This is a genomic window from Nostoc sp. CENA543, assembly GCF_002896875.1.
Lineage (GTDB): Bacteria > Cyanobacteriota > Cyanobacteriia > Cyanobacteriales > Nostocaceae > Trichormus.
Genome location: NZ_CP023278.1, coordinates 557908 through 579556, shown reverse-complemented (window position 1 = coordinate 579556; position 21649 = coordinate 557908). Strand labels below are relative to the sequence as shown.

The 21649-nt window shown below is 42.6% G+C and carries 20 protein-coding genes and 1 tRNA gene; 14 read left to right on the top strand and 7 right to left on the bottom strand.

The features are described from left to right. Nucleotides 1-22: 22 nt before the first annotated feature. Nucleotides 23-370 (top strand): hypothetical protein, encoded by a 348-nt coding sequence (locus CLI64_RS02470; RefSeq protein ID WP_103135744.1) that lies wholly within the window; start codon nt 23-25, stop codon nt 368-370. A gap of 126 nt (nt 371-496) precedes the next feature. Here the strand turns inward: CLI64_RS02470 and CLI64_RS02465 are convergent, their stop codons facing one another. Continuing rightward, a complete protein-coding gene (locus CLI64_RS02465; protein WP_103135743.1) occupies nt 497-1132 on the bottom strand; it encodes an HAD-IA family hydrolase in 636 nt (211 codons plus the stop codon). Further along, nucleotides 1107-2081: a tRNA epoxyqueuosine(34) reductase QueG gene (gene queG, locus CLI64_RS02460; RefSeq protein WP_103135742.1), complete on the bottom strand. Its 975-nt coding sequence runs from the start codon at nt 2079-2081 to the stop codon at nt 1107-1109. The genes CLI64_RS02465 and queG overlap by 26 nt, the downstream gene beginning before the upstream one ends. Nucleotides 2082-2297: 216 nt before the next feature. Here queG and CLI64_RS02455 point away from each other — a divergent pair, with 216 nt between their 5' ends. After that, complete coding sequence (locus CLI64_RS02455) at nt 2298-2798, top strand: orange carotenoid protein N-terminal domain-containing protein (RefSeq protein ID WP_103135741.1); 501 nt, start codon at nt 2298-2300, stop codon at nt 2796-2798. Between the two features lie 315 nt (nt 2799-3113). Beyond that, nucleotides 3114-3527 (top strand): nuclear transport factor 2 family protein, encoded by a 414-nt coding sequence (locus tag CLI64_RS02450; protein WP_103140558.1) that lies wholly within the window; start codon nt 3114-3116, stop codon nt 3525-3527. Between the two features lie 6 nt (nt 3528-3533). Here CLI64_RS02450 and CLI64_RS02445 read toward each other — a convergent pair whose 3' ends face one another. Then, a complete protein-coding gene (locus CLI64_RS02445; protein ID WP_103140557.1) occupies nt 3534-3971 on the bottom strand; it encodes a hypothetical protein in 438 nt (145 codons plus the stop codon). A gap of 457 nt (nt 3972-4428) precedes the next feature. On the opposite strand from CLI64_RS02445, the gene CLI64_RS02440 reads away from it, so the two are divergent. Further along, on the top strand, nt 4429-5208 hold the full coding sequence (locus tag CLI64_RS02440; protein ID WP_103135740.1) for a Uma2 family endonuclease: 780 nt from the start codon (nt 4429-4431) through the stop codon (nt 5206-5208). An 80-nt stretch (nt 5209-5288) separates the two neighbouring features. After that, nucleotides 5289-6182 (top strand): hypothetical protein, encoded by an 894-nt coding sequence (locus tag CLI64_RS02435; protein WP_103135739.1) that lies wholly within the window; start codon nt 5289-5291, stop codon nt 6180-6182. A 3-nt stretch (nt 6183-6185) separates the two neighbouring features. Here the strand turns inward: CLI64_RS02435 and CLI64_RS02430 are convergent, their stop codons facing one another. Then, nucleotides 6186-7028: a peptidoglycan-binding protein gene (locus CLI64_RS02430; protein ID WP_103135738.1), complete on the bottom strand. Its 843-nt coding sequence runs from the start codon at nt 7026-7028 to the stop codon at nt 6186-6188. Nucleotides 7029-7372: 344 nt separating this feature from the next. On the opposite strand from CLI64_RS02430, the gene CLI64_RS02425 reads away from it, so the two are divergent. From CLI64_RS02425 to CLI64_RS02385, 8 genes are all read left to right on the top strand, one after another. Further along, nucleotides 7373-8815: a hypothetical protein gene (locus CLI64_RS02425; protein ID WP_192881667.1), complete on the top strand. Its 1443-nt coding sequence runs from the start codon at nt 7373-7375 to the stop codon at nt 8813-8815. 300 nt (nt 8816-9115) lie between these two features. After that, the gene (rimP, locus tag CLI64_RS02420; RefSeq protein ID WP_103135737.1) at nt 9116-9577 is read left to right on the top strand and encodes a ribosome maturation factor RimP; all 462 of its coding nucleotides are present in this window, start codon (nt 9116-9118) and stop codon (nt 9575-9577) included. Nucleotides 9578-9756: 179 nt separating this feature from the next. Beyond that, on the top strand, nt 9757-11052 hold the full coding sequence (gene nusA / locus CLI64_RS02415) for a transcription termination factor NusA (protein ID WP_103135736.1): 1296 nt from the start codon (nt 9757-9759) through the stop codon (nt 11050-11052). Nucleotides 11053-11185: 133 nt separating this feature from the next. Next, a complete protein-coding gene (locus tag CLI64_RS02410; RefSeq protein WP_103135735.1) occupies nt 11186-11455 on the top strand; it encodes a YlxR family protein in 270 nt (89 codons plus the stop codon). A 490-nt stretch (nt 11456-11945) separates the two neighbouring features. Next, on the top strand, nt 11946-15062 hold the full coding sequence (gene infB, locus CLI64_RS02400; RefSeq protein WP_103135734.1) for a translation initiation factor IF-2: 3117 nt from the start codon (nt 11946-11948) through the stop codon (nt 15060-15062). Between the two features lie 111 nt (nt 15063-15173). After that, the gene (locus CLI64_RS02395; RefSeq protein ID WP_103135733.1) at nt 15174-15785 is read left to right on the top strand and encodes a low-complexity tail membrane protein; all 612 of its coding nucleotides are present in this window, start codon (nt 15174-15176) and stop codon (nt 15783-15785) included. Between the two features lie 6 nt (nt 15786-15791). Further along, nucleotides 15792-15971: a hypothetical protein gene (locus tag CLI64_RS02390; RefSeq protein WP_103135732.1), complete on the top strand. Its 180-nt coding sequence runs from the start codon at nt 15792-15794 to the stop codon at nt 15969-15971. A 573-nt stretch (nt 15972-16544) separates the two neighbouring features. Further along, on the top strand, nt 16545-18185 hold the full coding sequence (locus tag CLI64_RS02385; RefSeq protein ID WP_103135731.1) for a DUF1565 domain-containing protein: 1641 nt from the start codon (nt 16545-16547) through the stop codon (nt 18183-18185). A gap of 664 nt (nt 18186-18849) precedes the next feature. On the opposite strand, the gene CLI64_RS02380 is transcribed toward CLI64_RS02385, so the two are convergent. Next, the gene (locus CLI64_RS02380; protein ID WP_103135730.1) at nt 18850-19116 is read right to left on the bottom strand and encodes a DUF3493 domain-containing protein; all 267 of its coding nucleotides are present in this window, start codon (nt 19114-19116) and stop codon (nt 18850-18852) included. Nucleotides 19117-19152: 36 nt separating this feature from the next. On the opposite strand from CLI64_RS02380, the gene CLI64_RS02375 reads away from it, so the two are divergent. After that, a tRNA-Thr gene (locus CLI64_RS02375) sits at nt 19153-19224 on the top strand. 68 nt (nt 19225-19292) lie between these two features. On the opposite strand, the gene CLI64_RS02370 is transcribed toward CLI64_RS02375, so the two are convergent. Together CLI64_RS02370 and CLI64_RS02365 are read right to left on the bottom strand one after the other, a co-directional pair. After that, entirely contained in the window at nt 19293-20336 is a 1044-nt protein-coding gene (locus CLI64_RS02370; protein WP_103135729.1) for a M42 family metallopeptidase, read from the bottom strand. Between the two features lie 194 nt (nt 20337-20530). Then, complete coding sequence (locus CLI64_RS02365) at nt 20531-21496, bottom strand: SGNH/GDSL hydrolase family protein (RefSeq protein ID WP_103135728.1); 966 nt, start codon at nt 21494-21496, stop codon at nt 20531-20533. Nucleotides 21497-21649 lie beyond the last annotated feature (153 nt).

Sequence of the window (21649 nt, the reverse complement as noted above, 5' to 3'; positions counted from 1 at the left end):
AGTTACTCAATCGGTGTTAGTTATGACTGATGAAGTGAAACCAAATCCTAGTGAAGCTACTACCCATGATGCACAATTATTAGCTGAAAGTATAGATAGTGGTGAAGCGAAAGCCCCGCAGGTTGATTTTGATGCTGATTATGCAGCCGCACAGCAATTGAGTGCAGGTGTGGATGTGGAAGCAGTTAATACACCAGAAGATAAAACACCTCAACCTGAAGCCACAAAAACTGAAGCTCCACCTACAGGAAATCCTGAAGACTATTTAGAATTAGCTAAGGAAGTCGGTGCTTCCAAAAATGAAGCGGTCACTCAAGTTAGTGATGATTTAGTACAAAAGGCTATAGATATGGGTCAAGCAAAAAAATAGTTATTAGTCAATAGTCAATAGTCAATAGTCATTAGTCATTAGTAATGGCTAGTGACTCAACCCTTTCCAAGTCCCCAGTCCCCAATCCCCAGTCCCCAGTCCCCAATCCCCAATCCCTTAAAATAACTAACAACTTTGGACAACTGATAGCAATTCACTAGGGTGGTGAATGATATAGTCTGGGTTTTGTTTGGCGAGAACTTCGGGAGAATTAAATCCCCAGGTGACTGCAATAACTTTAATATTCGCTTTTTTTGATGCTTCGATATCTCTGGTTTCATCACCTACATAAATTACTGCTTGAGGTTGGAGTTGTTTTTGTTTGAGAACATTATTAATAATGGTGGTTTTACCAAAAATTGTTACACCCGAATAGATAAAGTCAAATACACTATCTAATTCATGTATTTTGAGGAATGCGGTGACGTTGTCTTGGGAATTAGATGTAATAATTCCCAATTGATGACCATGTGCTTTGAGTTCTCCTAAAGATTGCTTCATACCAGGAATTGGACGCAATTCCTGGATTTTGTTTTTTAATTCAAATTTGACTTTCTTGACAAGAAAAGGAATTTTAAATAGGGAAATTCCTGAATATTTAATAATTTCTCTTGATGATAAATTTCTGAGGAGGGTTAATTGTTCTGGTGTAATTTGGACATAGCCAAATTCTACTGCTAAACGGTTGGCAATACTGACGAGTGCATCTACAGTGTCGGCAATCGTGCCATCAAAATCAAAGATAATTGCTTTCTGTGTCATTATGTTGTCTGGATGCGTCAAGATTAGCACGAGCATTCCGTCTTAACATTTCTGGCTTAATCCGCCGCAACGCTGATGCCGGAAATCTTTTTTCCCACTCCTCATTCGAGATTTGCGCTAATTCTATCAGCTGAGGAGCAATATTTTCAGGATACGGCTGAAAATCAGCTACGTCCGTAATTTTTGCAAATCGTTGATTCCAAGGACAGACATCTTGGCAAATATCGCAACCCGCTACCCAACCTTGCATCTGAGTTGCGATCGCCTCTGGTAATTTTTCTGCTCTGTTCTCTATGGTATGGTACGCTATGCAGCGATTAGCATCCACTACAAAGGGTTGGGTGATTGCTCCAGTGGGACAGGCTTCTAAACAACGGGTACAACTCCCACAATGTTCGGTATGGGGGCGATCGCTTTCTAGTTGCAAATTTGTCAGCACTTCACCTAGGAACACCCAAGAACCATACTCTCTAGTAATCACATTGCCATTTTTAGCAATCCAGCCAATTCCCGCCTGTTGCGCCCAAACTTTATCTTGAATGGGGCCAGTATCTGCATAGTAGCGGGCTTGAATACCGGGATCTAGTGATTGCAACCAGGTACTTAAGGCCTTGAGTTTTTTGTGCATCACTTTGTGATAGTCCCTCCCCCAGCCATAACGAGAGATTTTGGCGTACTCCTCACCTTGGGGACGTTGCTGCGGGGTGTAGTAGTTGAGTGCGACACAAACAAGCGATCGCGCTTGTGGCATAACTAACTTTACATCCTGGCGTTTTGGGTTATTCATCCAAGCCATATCCGCGTGATAACCCATACTTATCCAAGCTTGCAACCTCTCGGTCTCTGTATTGTCACGCTTATCTACAGTAGCAATGCCAACTTTGTGAAAACCTAGCTCTATGGCTTTCTCTTTTACCACACTGCTGGTAACTACGGAATAGTAGTCCATTTCTCTAACCAAAATTTGCCAAAATCGTGGCTTATCGATTATACCTAAGCTATTCAAGACTTGGGTTCAATATTTTTTACTCACTGCATTTGTAAATTTTATTTGCGTTTTGTAAAAAAATGATGCAATATGTGAATCAAGAGGTAAAGCCACCAGAGTGATGCGAGCCTCCCACGAAATCGCAATTTACTTCAACCCATCAACTGTGGTGCAATTATGACATTCACTTCTGATTCCGCTTCAACTCGTTTTACAAACATCCAGGCTGATGCTGTGGGTTCTACTACTGCTGTATTTCAAAGCCTTAGCGTAGATGACCAGTTAGCCGTTTTGTGGTATGCCTACACTGAAATGGGACGTTCTATCACACCAGCTGCTACAGGTGCAGCGCGCCTACAGTTAGCTGAAGGTTTGTTAAATCAAGTCAAGCAAATGACTTATGCACAGCAATTGCAATTCATGCGCGACTTAGTTGCTCAGAAAAATACTCAATTTACCCGTTCTTACGGTATTCTCAGTACCAACACCAAGCTAGCTTTTTGGTACGAACTTTCGGAATTGATGGTGAAAGGTATTGTTGTACCTGTTACAGCAGAGTATAAAATCTCCCGTGATGCTTCTCAAGTATTAGAATCACTCAAACAATTAGACTTTGGTCAGCAAATTACAGTGTTGCGTAAAGTAGTGGCTGATATGGGTGTTGACCCCTTAGCGTAGTAGAGTGCTGAGTAGAAATCCAGTAAATTCAAGTCTCTGAACATCAAACATCTTTTAGTCCATATCTTCCCAACCTCAATGTCAAAGCAGTTTTTGTTCCCAGGCTATAGCTTGGGAACAAATCTTTCTTGAGTTAGATTTATTCGCTGCCAAATTCACGCCAACAGCAGCTTTTTTTATATTTGAATGTTGAGTCTAATAGTTTTTAGCTAATTTTATTTTGAATTTTGTAGGTGCAAGCCTTTGCTACGCTACGCGTAGCTTGCTTCTTGGCAGGGTATGTTGAATTTTGAATTAATTCATGAGGGTGGTTTTATGAAAGTCGCTGAATATTCAGCTAGTCAAATTCCTGGAATTAAAGAAACTACGATTATTGAGTATTTTAAAAATTTAAATGCAGGTAACTTTAGCGAAACAGCAGCTTTATTTACCCCTCAAGGTGTAATGAATCCACCATTTGAATCTGCTATTGTGGGGCGGGATGCGATCGCAAGATATCTGCAAAAAGAAGCTCAAGATGTCAAAGCCGAACCCATGCAAGGAATTGCCGAAGCTTTAAAGGACGGTTATAAACAAGTACAAGTCACAGGTAAGGCTCACACCTTCTGGTGTAGTGTCAATGTCATGTGGTTATTTACTCTTAACCCACAACAGCAAATCACTAACGCTCAAATTAAGCTTATCGCCTCACCCCAAGAGTTAGTAGCTATGCGTCCTCCAGAAAAATAGCCGTAATTAAGACGCAGCCAGAGTTGCTGCTAGGGAACGCATCAATAATTTTCTGCCTAACTCTACATCTGATGGCGCACATTGCCAATCTGGGTGTGCTGTCATCAACAAACTATCGAGAGTTTCTTGATCAAATAAATGCCAAACGGGGGAGCCGTTAATTTCTGCTGATAGGGCGTAGCAATTCATACCTACACAATGGATTGTACAACTGGCAGCAGCTCTTGTGAAAGTCATTTGTTCTCCTGGTTGGAGAGTGCGAAACTGAGACATGATTTGCTTCAAGTCACCAACAGAAGCAGCCACTAACCCAGGTAAAGCTACGGTTAGGTTCTGATTTCCATTCACTGCTAGCCAGTAATGGCGGCTGGGATCAATTCCTTCTAACCAAGGTGATTCATCATCTAGGCGGTAGCGTGGTGATAAGCAAAATAAGGCTGCCATAGGTGCAATCATGTTTTGAGAGATTCTTATGCTTTCACGTTGCGATCGCGGCAACTGTGATACTAGCTTTGGTATATTCTCAGTATTCGATAAAAAATACCTATAAATCAAATAAATTTTGCAAAAGTTATTAAAGTAGTTAATATTTCTCAACAAAACACTGTGGGTGCTTGCAGGCGATCGTTGGTTGGTTGCTATGATGACACTTGAAACCCTTGCACACCAGATGTTATCTGACTTTCTGAATTGCGTTAGCGTTCGCGTAGCGTCTCGTAGAAAAGCGGGACGCAGTTCATTGCGTTAGCGTACCACTCCGTGGAAGCAAGCTACGCGGTAGCGTCTCGTAAAGAAGCGGGGCGTTAGCCCATTGCGAATTGGTATAAGTGTTGTAGCTAACGTGAGAATCAGCTTGTGAGATGATCCCGAACTCAGGTCAAATATTTACCCTGTTCCATTTATGACTACCTTCCCTAAATATATTCCCCAGTCTGACCCACCGCTTCCGGCGTGGGAAACCCTGCCCACAATGTATGATTTACCAAGCGACAACCCAGAGGAGCCAGGTTTGCCAGACGACTTTCACTTTTTACAACCGATACTTTTATACTTAACCTTCCAACCCATTAACTGGAATTCTGAATTAGTTTATTGTGCAGCTGACCTCAATCTTTACTACGATGTTGAGCATCCTTTATGGTACAAACGCCCCGATTGGTTTGGTGTCGTGGGAGTACCAAAACTCTACAAAGGTGAGGATTTGCGTTTAAGTTACGTGACTTGGCAAGAACCAGCAAATCCCTTTGTCGTCGTGGAGTTATTATCCCCAGGTACAGAAGACGAAGATTTAGGTAATCTTCCGACAGTGAAAGATAAACCCCCTAGCAAATGGGAAGTTTACCAACAAATTCTGCGAGTTCCTTACTATATCGTGTTTAGTCGCTACACCAATGAACTCAGAGCATTTCAATTAGTGGGTGGTCATTATGAAGCGATAACTTTAACTGACGGACGTATCTCTATGCCAGAGTTAGGTTTAAGCTTGGGTATCTGGTCAGGAGTATTCCGAGGTATTAATAGGTTATGGTTACGCTGGTTTACCTTAACGGGTGAATTAATACCTGAACCCACCGAGGAAGCTATTACAGCTAAACAAGAAGCAGAACAAGCCAAAAGAAAAGCCGAGATTCTGGCGGAACGCTTACGACAACTAGGGATAAATCCTGATGAGTTGGTTTAATGAGAGATTAACCTGTAGATAGAAAAGAGTTAGCCCGAAATTTGTCAAAATTATGACTAAACTTTAATTTTGAACTAACTATGGGCTTTGGTATTGGTGACTTATTCTGGATTTTTCTTCTTCTCTCTTCCTTACAACCCATCTGGCAAAAACGCCAAATCGAATACCGTCGTTTTCGCGCCCTGCAAGAATTTCAACAAGGACGCAAAAGCAGAGTCATCCTACTCATACACCGTCAAGAGTCTATCAGTTTATTAGGTATTCCCCTATCCCGCTACATTACCATTGAAGACTCAGAACAAATTCTGCGGGCTATTCGCCTCACACCCCCAGATGTGGGTATCGACTTAATTTTACATACTCCAGGCGGGTTGGTACTCGCTACCGAACAAATTGCTAGAGCCTTAATTCGTCACCCTGCTAAAGTAACTGTCTTCGTCCCCCACTATGCCATGAGTGGCGGCACAATGTTAGCTCTAGCTGCTGATGAAATTGTCATGGATGCTAACGCCGTCTTAGGGCCTGTTGATCCCCAACTCGGTAACTACCCAGCAGCTAGTATTCTCAAGGTTGTCCAAGATAAACCCATCAGTGAAATTGACGACCAAACCTTAATTATGGCAGACCTAGCAAACAAAGCCATTCAGCAAGTACAACGCTTTGTGCGGACTTTATTAAAAGATAATATCCCCAGACAAAAAGTTAAGCCTGAAGATATTGAACCCATCATTGAAGCTTTAACTACAGGACGTGTTACCCACGACTATCCTATCACCGTAGAAGAAGCAACAGAAATGGGGCTGCCCGTTACCGTCGGACTGCCCCGTTCCATATACGAACTGATGGATTTATATCCACAACCACAAGGCGGGAGACCTACTGTGCAGTATATCCCCATGCCTTATGATGACCGTCGTCCGATTTTGCCTACACCCAAAGGTAGACCAATGGAAGAACAAAATCAGATTTCCTGATGATTAGGGTGTAGTTGTTGGGGTTGGGGTTGGTGTATCTGTTGAAGTCGGCGTTGGAGTCGCTGTTGGGGTTGGGGTTGTAGTTGGTTTTGATGTTGGTGTGGGTGTCGGTTTAGTAGTTGGTGTAGCTGTTGGTTTTGTAGTTGGAGTTGGGGTTGTAGTTGGTTTTGATGTTGGTGTAGCCGTTGGTTTGGCAGTTGGAGTTGGGGTTGTAGTTGGTTTTGATGTTGGTGTAGCCGTTGGTTTGGCAGTTGGAGTTGGGGTTGTAGTTGGTTTTGATGTTGGTGTAGCCGTTGGTTTAGTGGTTGGGGTTGCAGTTGGTTTTGATGTTGGTGTAGCCGTTGGGGTAGGTGTTGGCTTACTATCTGGCTGATTAATAATGTTTTTCGCTTCTTGATCTAACTTTTGGCGCAGTGCCAAATCAGCAATCCCAGTTTCCTGCAACTGATTTTTTTTCTGATATTCTTTGACTAATTCTTCTGTGCGCGAACTGTAAAATTGGTCACGAGGAAGAGGATTTTTAGGCTTTAGAACAGCGTTCAAATTCCCCTGTAGAACCTGCATAATGGTGGCAGCAAAATCTTGGGTTTGTGGCCCTGCTATACCATCGACAGTTAACTTATATCCTTTTTGGAATTCACTGATTGCTGTTTTGGTTTCCGCATCAGTAAGGGGGCCATTTGTGACTTTGACGTTGTAACCTAATCCCCGTAATACAGCACGAAATTCTTGGGGTGTATAGTTACGTTGGCGGGCGGCAAAGGTTGTATTTGAAATTACAACACTAGCAGTAATTAAACAAGCAGCACCGATAATCATGCTTGATTTTCCAAACCCACACCACATATTTCACACTCCTTAGAAATTAAATGAGCATTATAAACGTTAACAGAAAAATATTATATTTCTTTAGATTATTTTTTAATCATTTATAATTTCTGATCAACACAATTTACATTCACAAAATCAAATAGCCATACAAAGAGCAACAGAAGACAGTAGTTAAGCTATCGTGCATCTAAACGACATATATTTTCGTGTTGACTGTGACTGTTGTATGGGCGGGTTGAAACAAAATATGTGTTTTCAAACGTAAATTTCCTCCCAAACCCGTCCCTACTGACTATTGACTACCTTGATCATAGTTAAGTTAGAATCTTTGGTTATGATGTATAATTTACAACTTAAAAATGTCCAGTCAAAAAACTTCTAAGAAGTCCAGCTTATATTTTGAAAGATTAATGGCAACTCTTGCCACGCTGAATCTCTGCTTAGTTTTGTTCGATTTGAGCTATGTACCTTGGCGAGCTTTCTATTTACAGAGAGTTCCTCAACTGACTAAAATTTATGATGTGATCAAAGGTATTGAACCACACCGAGAAACCAAAAAATATTTAGATACAGTCAATGCACTAGAAGCACAAGTTACTCAAACAGGGTTAGTTTCGCCAGAAGCTAAAGCTAAATTAGAGGAACTGAACCGCTTAAGTAGTGAAATGATTGATACTAATCCGTTTGCAGGTGCTAACAAGACGGGTAATTTAGAAAAAATCAAAAATCGTATCCGCGATCGCATCGGTAAAGACTCAGCAAAACAGTCCTTTGCCACCTTTTGGAGTCAACAATATTTAGCCCAAAATGGTTGGCAACAAGAAATCAAATTTTTTAACCAAAAAATTCGACCATTAATTGCTACTAATTACTACCGTCAAATAGGTGAAAGTGGGGAATTTGTAGATATATTTTGGTTAGTGGATTTACCTTTTGTATTAATATTTGGTCTAGAATTTGCGACCAGAATATTTTATATTAAACGTCGCCATCCTAACTTCACATGGTTCAACGCGATTTTGTGGCGATGGTATGACATATTTCTCTTAATTCCCTTTTGGCGATGGCTAAGAATTATTCCGGTAATTATACGTTTAGATCAAGCAGAAATATTAGATATTCAACCATTAAATAAACAGTTACACCAAACGGTAGTTGCTAACTTTGCCGAAGAAATCACAGAAGTAGTAGTGATACGAGTCATCAACCAGATGAAGCTTTCTATTGAGCAAGGCGAGATGGTTCGATGGCTCTTGCAGAAAGAAAATGTGCGCCCCTACATAGATATTAATGACATCAACGAAATAGAAGCGATCGCAGGGCTTTTAATTCAAACAATTGTCTATCAAGTATTACCCAAAATCCAGCCAGAACTCAACGCCATTTTAGTTCATAACATCGAAACTGTTATGCAACAAGTTCCCCTATCTCAGAACCTCAAAAATCTCCCTGGAGTGGCAAAAATCCAAACTCAATTTAGCGAACAACTAGCAACTCAACTCACCACCAATCTCCACAAAGCAATAGTCAATGCAGTAGAAGATCCCGTAGGCGCAAAACTCACCAATAAACTTATAGAAAGTTTCAGCCAAGCTTTAGGGACAGAAATACAACAAAAGCAAGTCATCAATCAAATTCAAAGCCTATTAGTGGACTTCCTAGAAGAAGTCAAACTCAACTACGTACAGCGTTTGTCCCAAGAAGACATCGAACAAATCTTAGAACAAACCAGAAAAATCAAAACCCAACCACCCATTCAGCCAGTAGTGAAACAGGGTACTCTGCCGGATACTAGGTACTAGGGACTGGGGACTGGGGATTGGGAATCGGGAATCGGGAATTGAGACAAGGTAGACAAGGTAGATTTTATTCCAATGCCCAATGCCCAATGCCCAATGCCCAATAACTAAATGACTGTTGACTGTTGACTAATGACTAATGACTAATGACTATTGACTATTGACCATTGACTATTGACTATCAAAGAAATGCGCTACACTCAGATTAGAGGCGAACCAGTATTGGTTCGCCACAATACTTCTTGGAAGATATCTCTATCGCAGGAAGTGGGTTGAAGCCCACTTTTTTTATTGGTTGCACACATGGTTCATCCTCTAGTTCCACAAATTACAGATTTAGCCTTGCCAGTAGCAGAACAACTAGGACTGGAAATCGTCGGCATAGTGTTTCACACTAACCAACGTCCACCAGTCTTGCGGGTGGATATCCGTAATCCTTTGCAAGATACTGGTTTAGATGATTGTGAGACAATGAGCCGTGCGCTAGAAGCAGCCTTAGATGTAGCGGAGATTATTCCAGATGCTTATGTTTTAGAAGTTTCTAGCCCTGGCATTTCCAGGCAGTTAGTGACTGACAGGGAATTTATCTCATTTAAAGGTTTTCCTGTAATTGTCTCCACTTCTCCATCCTATGAGGGACAACAAGATTGGAACGGTCAACTAATCCGCCGCGATGAAACAAAAGTTTACTTAAATCAAAAAGGTCGCGTATTGGAAATTCCCCGCTCTCTAATTACCAGGGTACAGCTAGATGAGCAGCGATAACTAGGGATCTGGGACTAGGTATTAGGGACTAGGGACTAGGGACTGTAGAGGTTCAAAGCCACAAGCTAGGGCTAGAGTAAAACTTTGCTCTAATCCCAATTGTCTAATGCTTAATTTTTATCCCCTCCCAGTCCCCAGTACCCAATACTCAGTCCCCCACTATATAAAGGAGATTACTTATGTCAATGGTTAGTTTACCAGGATTGAAAGATTTAATAGAAAGTATTAGTCGTGAGCGTAATTTACCCCGCCTAGCAGTACAATCAGCCATTAGAGAAGCACTTATTAAAGGTTATGAACGTTACCGCCGCGCGCAAAATCTAGAACGTCGGCAGTTTGATGAAGATTATTTTGATAATTTTGAAGTCGAACTAGATATTGATGGTGAAGGGTTTCGCGTTCTTTCTACAAAAACTATTGTGGAAGAAGTGAACAATTCCGACCATCAAATATCCTTAGACGAGGTGCAGCAAGTAGCACCAGAAGCACAGTTAGGAGACTCCGTAGTTTTGGATGTTACCCCAGATCAAGGAGAATTTGGGCGCATGGCAGCGATGCAAACCAAGCAAGTGCTAGCCCAAAAACTGCGGGATCAACAACGCCAAATGGTGCAAGAAGAGTTCCAAGACTTAGAAAGCACCGTACTACAAGCCAGAGTTTTGCGATTTGAGCGTCAGTCAGTGATATTGGCAGTCAGCAGTACCTTTGGGCAACCAGAGGTAGAAGCCGAACTACCAAAGCGGGAGCAATTACCTAACGATAACTATCGTGCAAATGCTACATTTAAGGTGTACCTCAAAAAAGTCTCCCAAGGACAACAACGTGGCCCTCAATTGCTAGTATCCCGTGCTGATGCAGGGTTAGTAGTTTATTTGTTTGCCAATGAAGTTCCAGAGATTGAAGATGAAGTAGTACGGATTGTAGCTGTAGCCAGGGAAGCTAATCCTCCCTCCCGATATGTAGGGCCAAGAACTAAAATAGCTGTAGATACTCTAGATCGAGACGTAGACCCAGTAGGTGCTTGTATAGGTGCTAGAGGCTCACGCATTCAAGTAGTAGTCAACGAACTACGGGGTGAAAAAATAGACGTAATTCGCTGGTCTCCAGACCCCGCCACATACATAGCTAATGCTTTGAGTCCAGCACGAGTTGATGAAGTACGCCTCATGGATACTGAAACTCGGCAAACTCATGTATTAGTCGCTGAAGATCAACTGAGTTTAGCAATTGGTAAAGAAGGGCAGAACGTCAGGTTAGCCGCCAGATTGACTGGTTGGAAAATCGACATTAAAGATAAAGCCAAATATGATCATGCAGCAGAAGATGCCAAATTTGCTGCGGCTCGCGCCCAATATACACCAGAGGAAGATGACATCGACTTAGATGATATGGAGGATGAAGAAAATCAAATAGAAGAACTAGAAGAATTAGATGAGTTAGAAGATGAAGCGTTTGACACTAACGATGAAGAATGATTTAACACCGGAAATGAAGTTCTGGTAGGATTGACTTCAGTATGAGTATTCATGATTACTATTCTCCAACTTGGAGGGTCAAACCAAATTTAATTATTAGCAACAACATTTCTGTTAAATTTTCAGAATCCCGATGAAACCCAATTATCGGCGTTGTGTTAGTTGTCGCAAAGCAGGTTTAAAAGAAGAGTTTTGGCGGATTGTCCGTGTCTTTCCTTCAGGGAATGTACAATTAAATGAGGGCATGGGGCGTTCAGCTTACATCTGCCCACAGCATAGTTGTTTGCAGGCGGCTCAGAAAAAAAATAAATTAGGGCGATCGCTACGTGCATCAGTACCAGAAACACTGTACCAAACATTGTGGCATCATCTAGCCCTCAAAAATCCCCAAAAACAAATTTAAGTCTGAATTGCTCTCTTGGCGGTGATCCCCAGGGAAATCATCCTGCAAGCCCAACATTAAGTGACCATACACTCTCTTTAAATTGTTGGGCTTAGTGCCAAAATAGTAAATGGGTGTAGTTAGCAAACAGCTCTCCCAAAATTTAAAGCAGAGCAAAGCAGAACTCCCAACAAAATTTTATGCAATTGTGTTGTGGAAGACTCAAAACCAGCAAAACAAAAAACTACCGAATGGCAACCTGGTAGCGTCAAGGTGCAGTTCGGCATCACTAGCCACCATAAATACATTTTCTCAAGGAAAAATTTATGGCTGCTATTTAACCACCCCATACAGTGGAGATGCCAACATTAAACCGACAAATCTCTCTTTCCTGATTGGAGGCACTGGCAAACAAACCAAGAGCAACCGAAAAACAGTAATCGAAGGATGGAGATGTCACACTCCCAGGCAACCATCCACAAAAAAACTGTAAATTAAAGGGGAAGAGTGGATGAACAACGGCAAAGTTAGAATCTACGAATTATCAAAGGAATTGAATTTGGATAACAAAGAGCTATTAGCAATTTGCGACCAGCTCAACATCGCGGTCAAAAGCCATAGCAGTACAATTTCAGAAACAGAGGCAGAAAACATTAGGGCGGCGGCTGAAAAATTACCAGCAACAAACGGAACGCCCAAAAAAGAATTTCATACATCATCCCATAAACCCAATTCATCACCCACTAGCTCAAATAGTCGCTCAAACCAACCTCACAAACAACAAATTTTGGAAATTCGTAAACCCAAAATATTGAAAAATCCTACTTCTAATGCTCCCGAAGTATCAGGAGCTAGCAATCACCAAGTTGCTCCATCATCTGAAGTGAATTCTCCAGCACCACCAAAGCCCTTTGCCACACCAGTCTCACCCATGAAGCCGACGGCTCCTACTCGACCTGTCCCTCGTACTCAACCTGAAACCACTCAAGCACAACCTGCTCCAGCCACAGAGGCCACACCCAAACCACAGGCCTCTGAAAAAAGCGCAGTGGAAAAACCGGAAAAGGGATCTCCATCTAGACCTAAGCCGGAAAAACCCCAAAGACCACAACTAACCGCACCACCAGCTAGACCTGTAGCAGAAAAGTCAGATGCACCTGAACAGGTGAGTGTGTCAGAAAAACCGATCCTCAAACGAGAACGCCCACGGCGGGCAGAAGAGGATCGTGACCAGCCCAGACCAAAAGTCTCGAAACCTACATCAACGGAGACACCCCAGCCTGCTGGACAAAAACCATCCCGTCCTACTCCCGCAGGAGCCAAACCAGAACGTGGGAATCGGTCAAATGCACCAGTCGGGGAAGGTCGTCCTCGACCAGCGCGTCCTGGAGAAGCCGTCGCACCAGTGCCAGTCGCCACACCTCCCAAACAAATGGCAGGGGTATCGGGACGCATGGAATCTATTGAGGATAGACCGGCCCCCGATCTGCTCGACTTAAAACGTCCCACACCACCCCGATTGGCTAAAGGTGGCAAAAAGTGGCAAGAAGAAGAAATCATTGACGAAATCAAAGAAAAATCCAGCAAGGCCTCGGTCAAAGGTAAACGCATCAAGCCCATCTTGGAAGATGATTTTGAAGATGATGATTTTCTAGATCCTGAAGACAAACTGGAAATCCCAGCTACAGTCCAGGTGAGTTTGTCAATTGCGCGTCCCCCCAAACCCAAAGCCGCTAGACCCTCACAACCGTCTACTACAGGTGTAGGTAGTATTCCAACTGCCAGAACTAAAAAATTCGGTTCTCGTGACCAAAATCGTCGCCAACAAGAAGTTGAAGTAAAACGTGAGCGTCCGAGCAAAGTGATAGTAACCGGGCCAATGACGGTACAAGAACTAGCGGATGCTTTAGTGGTAGCCGATACAGAGATTGTGAAAATCCTGTTCATGAAAGGGATGGCGGTCAGCATTACCCAAAATCTGGATATTCCCACCATCACCCTAGTCGCTAAGGAACTAGAAGTAGAAATTGAAACCGCCGAACCAGAAGCAGAGGCGCGTAAAGTCACGGAAATGATTGACGTGGGTGATTTGGAACATCTCCTTCGTCGTCCTCCAGTGGTGACAATTATGGGTCACGTAGACCACGGTAAAACCACCCTGCTCGATTCCATCCGTAAAACTAAGGTCGCAGCCGGTGAAGCTGGCGGGATTACCCAGCACATTGGTGCGTACCACGTAGACGTTGAGCATGAAGGCAAACAACAGCAAATCGTCTTCCTGGATACCCCTGGTCACGAAGCCTTTACTGCTATGCGGGCGCGGGGTGCGAGAGTGACAGATATCGCTGTCCTGGTAGTAGCGGCAGATGACGGTGTACGTCCCCAAACAGTAGAAGCAATTAGCCACGCGCAAGCGGCTGAAGTACCTATTGTTGTAGCCATCAACAAAATTGATAAAGAAGGGGCGCAACCCGATCGCGTTAAACAAGAACTCACCCAGTACGGTCTCACCCCAGAAGAATGGGGCGGCGAGACAATTATGGTACCGGTGAGTGCGATCAAAGGTGAAAACCTCGACACACTCCTAGAAATGATTCTCTTGGTGGCAGAAGTCGCTGAACTCTCCGCTAACCCAGATCGTTCTGCCAGAGGCACAGTCATCGAGGCGCACCTAGATAAAGCTAAAGGCGCAGTCGCTACCTTACTGATTCAAAATGGGACTCTCCGCGTGGGAGATATGCTGGTGGCTGGTTCAGCCTTCGGGAAAGTCAGAGCAATGGTTGACGATCGCGGCAAACGTGTGGACGTAGCTTCTCCATCCTTCGCTGTTGAGGTACTCGGTTTAAGCGATGTCCCCGCCGCCGGTGATGAGTTTGAGGCATTCGAGAACGAAAAAGAAGCCAGAGCGATCGCTTCCGACCGTGCCGACAAACAACGCTTGTCTCGTCTATTACAAGGACGCGTTACCCTCACCACCCTATCAGCCCAGGCTCAAGAGGGCGAGTTGAAAGAACTCAACTTGATCCTCAAGGCCGACGTACAGGGATCAGTGGAAGCCATTGTGGGAATGCTCAAACAAATTCCCCAAAACGAAGTCCAAATTCGGATGCTCTTGGCCACAGCCGGAGAAATCACCCAGACCGATATTGACCTAGCCGCAGCCAGTGGCGCAGTCATTATTGGCTTTAACACCACCTACGCCAGTGGTGCAAGGCAAGCCGCCGATGAAGCTGGTGTAGACGTGCGGGAATATAACATCATCTACAAACTCATGGAAGATATCCAAGGGGCTGTAGAAGGTCTATTAGAACCCGAATTGGTAGAAGAATCCTTGGGTCAAACCGAAGTCCGGGCTGTCTTCCCAGTCGGTCGTGGCGCGGTTGCAGGTTGCTACGTGCAGTCTGGCAAACTTGTCCGCAACTGTAAAGTGCGGATACGCCGTGGCAGCAAAGTCATCTACGAAGGGGTACTAGACTCCCTCAAGCGGATGAAAGAAGATGCACGGGAAGTCAACGCCGGTTACGAATGCGGTGTGGGCATAGATAAATTCCATGACTGGGCAGAAGGTGACATCATCGACGCATACCAGATGGTAACTAAACGCCGTACACTGGCATTGACAAGATAGTGCTGAGTCAAGGAAGAGGACAAGGGGTAGAGAGCAGGGAGAAACACGGAAATCTTCTCCTGGCTCTCTGCTCCCCGCCCCCTGCCTAATCAAAACCCAGGACTGTAATTTATGCGCTCATTTCGTTCTGAACCAATTTTGTGGATTCATCTGGCAGGCTTGGCAACACTGCCCGTTTTTTTACTGCTGTGTTTATTGTTTTTGTCTGTAGGTGAACCGCTACTACCTGTATGGATGGAGTTGTTACTAGTAGCGGTGGTGGGCGTGATTCCCCTGTTGTGGATGCAATTGCGCCGACCTTTTTATATATTTGGTATTTTGGGTGTAGCTCTCAAGCCAGAAAATCTGACTGAGCAGCAAAGAAAAATTCTCTGTTTAATTAATACAAAATTAAATCGGTTATTGGCACTACTGGCAGCCATGATCTCAATTGTGCTGCTATGGCAACTCTATCAAGTAACTCCTCTGATGGTGAATGTAGCGAGTTTCTTACCACAATGGCGGAGTTTGGCCTTGTTAATGGCTGGCTTAACCTTTCTGGCAAGTAATTTATTTCTTCAGATTCCAGTCAGTGTAGCACGAGTTTTAGTGACAAATGACACAGAATTTGCGGCTATAGAACCGTTACCTTTAGAAAAGATTAACCAGGATTTCACGATTTTAGGGGTGCGGGTTAATAAAATCTTGCCCCAGTTGACTGTCAAAGTTAAAACTGAGGAATGAAGGAATATGGCTAAAATAACAGCTTATAGTGATCCAGAAATTTGGCAAAATCTTCAATACGCGATCGCAGCAAGTTCTGGTTTCCAAAGATGGCAACTAGAAAGCTATCCTAGACTGCAAGAAATGCGTCTAGAACAGCAGGTGCAGCGATATCTACGGGAAACTTTAGAAACATTAGCTTATTAGGAGGCATGAGACAGAAAATAAGAAGAGTTAACTGATTTGTTTTCAGTTAATTTGCCTGTCTGTCTTCATCACGCTTGATGTTAAGAAAAAATTTCAATCTAGGCAGACATAGAGGGGATCTAGTTATTTAATCTAGATCCCCTTTATGTTGCTGATGATTAACGTGAGCCTCCGATGCAGACGAAGTTGTAGCAAGTGGCTCCCAAATCCAAAATTGGCATTAATAGCACGACTACGCGCCAACAAAATCCAGAAGCAACACTTTTTTCCTGCCCTACACCCGTCAGCTTGATTGAGATTCCTGAAGTATATAAATTTTTATGAATTAAAAACATAGATTGTGGAGAAAAATTTGTGATCTAATATACAAAAGTTAGGAGCGATCGCTTTTTATCCCATAACTTTTTACCTGAGATTTTTCGCCGCAATCTAGACGATTTATGTATTTTCTTGCGAAACATAGCTGCTGATACCTTAGTCATCCGCTATAGTTTTGCATAAGTTTGGTAGCTAGATATTGGCTACATAACACTCATTCAAGTAACCCACATTCAGCAAGCTACAGACGTAAAAATGAAACATCAGGGCTTAACTATATTTTCGGTGAAATCCCTATCAACTGGAATCATCGCCTTATTTTTGGCTACTAGCACAATCACACTAATTTCTCATGCTGTCCAAGCCAACCCTAAAGCCAGCCAGTCTCATACCATCGCTCAAGTTCCCGTCAATGCACCCGTGATTTATGTTAATCCTGCCACTGGTGCAGATACCGCAGGTGCTGGTAATACAGCTAATACACCCTATAAAACCATTACCTACGCTCTCAACCAAGCTCAAGCAGGTACGATTATTCAACTAGCCCCTGGAACTTATGACAGTCAATCTGGAGAACAATTTCCCCTAACTCTCAAGCCGGGGGTGACACTGCGGGGCGATGAAGCTAGTAAAGGGCAAGGAATAGTCATTACAGGTGGTGGATTTTACACTAGTCGCACCTTTGCTAGACAAGATGTAACGATTTTAGCCACTGAAAACACTACAGTTGCAGGTCTAACTGTCACCAACCCCAATCAACGTGGCACAGGTGTCTGGGTAGAATCAACTAATCCGATTATCAAAAACAATACTTTTACAAAAAGCGTTAGGGATGGCGTTTTTGTCACAGGTACGGGCAATCCCAAAATTGAAAGTAACATTTTTGTTCAAAATACTGGTAACGGCGTTTCCGTTGCTAAGGCTGCTCAAGGTGAAATTCGCAATAACTTATTTCAAGACACAGGTTTTGGGATCGCAATTGGTGGTACTTCTACACCTTTGGTTGTAGAAAACCAAATTGTGCAGAATCAAGATGGCTTATTTATCTCAGAATCAGCCAAACCCATTCTGCGTAATAACGTCATTCAAAACAATAAACGAGATGGTGTTGTCGCCACTATTTCAGCTGAACCCAATTTAGGCAGTAATGAAAATCCTGGCGGTAACTTAATTCGCTCTAACACTCGTTATGACGTGAATAATGCCACCAGAACAGTTCGCATTCTCGCCGTAGGTAACGATATCGACCAGAAAAAGATTTTTGGTGCAGTTGATTTTGTGGCGGCTACTGTAGAACAACCAGGTTCTGGAACAGCATTTAAAGATGTATCGGTAAATTACTGGGCTAAAGGTTATATAGAAGCCCTAGCTGCACAAAATATCATTGCTGGTTTTCCCGATGGGACATTTAAACCCAATGATCCTGTAACTCGCGCCCAATTCGCTACCATTATTACCAAAGCTTTAACACCACCAGCTAAACGTTCTGCCATTGAGTTTCGAGATGTCAGCCGGAATTTCTGGGCTTATGGTGCTATTCAAGCAGCTTATCAGAGTCAATTTGTAGCGGGTTATCCTGATGGAACTTTCAAACCCCAACAACAAATTCCCAGAGTCCAAGCTTTGGTAGCCCTAGCAAATGGACTAGGGTTGACGGCTGATAATCAAAATGTCATTTCCATTTATACTGACGCAGCACAGATCCCCAATTACGCGGTTAGTCCAGTTGCAGCTGCAACCAGCAAGCAATTAGTGATTAACTATCCCAACGTTAATCAACTCAATCCTAATCGGGAAGCCACTAGAGCTGAAATTGCGGCTTTTGTCTACCAAGCACTAGTGAACGCTGGACGCGCCCAACCTTTACCTTCTTCCTATGTGGTAAGAGTTCCGTAATCTCATACCAAATGGGGATAAGTAGTATTGTTTTGAGATTTTGGCACAGTCTGCGAATCTAGGCTTTTAATCCAAAATTGTTATAACCTGTTCTGAGACTTACTTCCATAGTAAGTTCTCAGTTCAAAAAGGCTAGTGCCAGAATCAGCAAAAACTGACTCTGGCACTAACACTAGTTAGGGTTTTCTTAAGTTTGGGGTCTATATATAAAATTTGACCCCATTTTTAAATCATGGGTTTATGGTCAAGGTCTTTATATTGGCTGACCTCGTTTGAACAATTACAAGTGTCTCAGAAATTTTGCGATTTCCTGATTTCCTAATATTTTTTTTATGTTTTCTCTCTTTAAATTGCAAAATGTATCAAAATCTATACTTTATTAAATAATGTAAAGTTATATAAACAATGAAAATCTGCCGAGAAACAAATCATCCGCCTTGGCTTTAAAAAAAAATAAGCAAAATTACCTAAATTTTTATCAATAATGAAAAGTCTTTCACTTTGCGCCCCAAGGTTTTTTAATCAATTTATCTCCTCAATGCACTCTATTTTGCCAATATGACGCTCTAATAAAAGATAATTGTTGAGTATTAGTTGCTAGAAACCAGGCGTTAAAGGTTAAATGGCTCAGTTCAGAACTATCTAACAGTAAAAAAATGGCTTTTTACCGACCTTGCCGACGTTTTTCCCAACGCCAAAGAAAAATCATCAAAGCTACTATGGCTAATTGAAGAGCAAAATTAGGTAAAGTGTGTTCAATGTCTCTACCTGCTAACAATTGAAAAAAGAAAACAAACGCACCGATAAAACCGGAAGCACCAACGGCAATATAAAAAAATTGGCGCAAGCCACGATAGGGTGATATGGCCTCAGCTTTGAGACGAGCAAATTTTTCTGGGTTCAGACTGTTTTTGGAATTTGGTTTCACCATAGGTAAATAATCATGCTATAATCTTGTATCGTGTGTGCCGATGTGGCTCAGTGGTAGAGCAGCTGATTCGTAATCAGCAGGCCACGGGTTCAAATCCCGTCATCGGCTTAAGAAAGTGCTGATTTATGAGTGCTGAGTCAGAATACTAGTTTTTAGGATGTCAGCGAAGTTGTTACTCACTCAAATTCAGTTTCACAAAAAGCTTTCAATAGAATAATACAGTTAGCGATCGCCCCTAAATGAGCGATTTCATATCCGTGGGTGTTTTGGGTGGGGAATGCTAAACAAGCAGCACGCCCTACATGACCAAATTTCATGGCGATGGAAGCATCACTACCAAAGCCGCTTAAGGTTGTTAGTTGTAGAGACAGATTTAATTGCTTGGCGCATTGACGCAATTGTCCGTTTAAACCCTCATCATAGATACCATAGGCATCCTGAGATAATAAAACCGGATTTTCCCCGTCTTTCACCGGATATTCCTCGGATAACGGACAAATTTCTAAAGCAATCAACGCATCTAAACTGTGATTTTGGGTAAAAAATAATGCCCCAATCGCTCCCACTTCTTCTTTTGCAGATGCGACTAAATACACATCAACTGCTGGCTGTTTTAGATGTTCTGCTAAAGCCAATAGTATCGCTACCGATGCTTTATTATCTAGGGTATAGCTGGCGATGTGGTCTTTAAGTCTGATGGGATGTTTACGGTGTTTACCAATCACCATTCTCGTTCCCGGACGAATCCCAGCTGCTTCTAATTCTTCTGGAGTGCGCTTAGTTTCTATCCAGGCATTTTCCCATTTAACGGCTGTATCTTCTTGCTGGACTTTTTGTGGGGATTCATGGGAGACGTGACGCGAACCAAAACTGAGAATTCCACTGACAGTTTCGTTGTCTCCCAACAAATCCACTACGCCTTCCCCATATACCCAAGGGAAAGCACCGCCAAGCTTGCGGACTTCTACCCTACCTTGATCACCGATACTTTTAACTATCGCGCCAATTTCGTCTTTGTGGGCAGTGATGGCGATCGCTCTATCGGAATTTTTCCCAGGAATTTTGGCAATAATATTATCGGCGCGATCCTTGACAACTTCCACACCTAAAGCAGCAAATTTTTGCCATAACAGTTGATTAATCTCCATTTCCGCACCGCTAGGAGAATGGTGCATGACTAATTCTGCAATCATGGCAAATAACTGGCTGTAATCCTGCATGGATATTTTTAGTTACATAACTTGCTCATACTTTACCTGTTTTTTCGATGAGTTGTGAATGAGGTAGCCGACTATTTGTCATCCAGACTAACTTTTGACCAATTCTTCCTTGATTGTACAAGCTCCTCTCTTACGAAGTTTAGAGCAGAAGAAACCTCTGCTCTGACTTCTCATTAAATTCACTTATGGGAATTCTAATTTTGAATTTTAAATTTTGAACTTTGAATTCGGAGCGCAGCGACGTGACGTTGTCTCTTCAGTACACTTGCTGCACCTAAAGCACCCAACGTCAACATTCCCAAAGCCAAGGAAGGTTCTGGGACGTATTGAGAGCGAATTTGTCTAGCGGCTGTGCGCGCGATGATTTGATGTGTGTATGTTGTCGGATGAAGATTATCCCAAAATAAAAATTTGTTCTTTTGTGGTTCACATATATCTAACCGGGATAGACAAGATTGAGAGACGTTGGCAAATTTAAATGTGTCGGGAGAATTAATTGCTTGACTAAACAAGGCATTAATATCAAAAATGTTGATTTTTGTTGTGGGTAAATCCTGCTTTAAGGTGGTGAGAATACTACTCAAACCTTGATTATGTAATCCAGTTAAATTATTGAGTAAATTAGATTGAATGGGATTGCCATTTGTCCCTGGAATATCACCTAAATTGGGTAAATTAACTACTAAAAAATTCTTAGCACCTACACCAGCTAGCGATCGCACCGCAGTATCTAGATTTACCAATGGCAGATTCGGATTACTCACACGCTCACCAAGGTAATCATTGGCTCCTGCCCATATGACATACAAAGCATCACTATCAGCTTGAGGATTTGTATTGATAAAAGTATTTATCTGTGTAAATAGTCCTGGTAAGAGTGGAGTGATAGTGTTGCTATTACCGGTAGTAGCACCACCGAAAGCGAAGTTAGTATCCTGCAAACCTAGATTCTTTGCCAAATATTCTGCCCAGACTCGGCCATCAGAAAAACGCCCGTTAACGTATGGACTCGGAGGTATGCCTACTTGAGAAAAGGCATTACCAGGATCAGAAAGGCTATCACCAAAAAAGTATAGCTGGCTCAAACTTGCAGCAGTTGCTTTTTGGGGCAAGACCAAGCAAAGAACAGAAAATCCTGCTGCTACCAGTTGCTTTTTCATCCTTAATTTTCTCACTTCAGATTAGGGGTTGCTTATGCAGCTTGATCAACTTAATCAACAATGATCTAGCTATAAATTTTTTAATCATGAAAGATGAAAGGAAGATATAAGTAATTTCCCTAATACAACTTGCATGGTTAATCTTCAAACTAA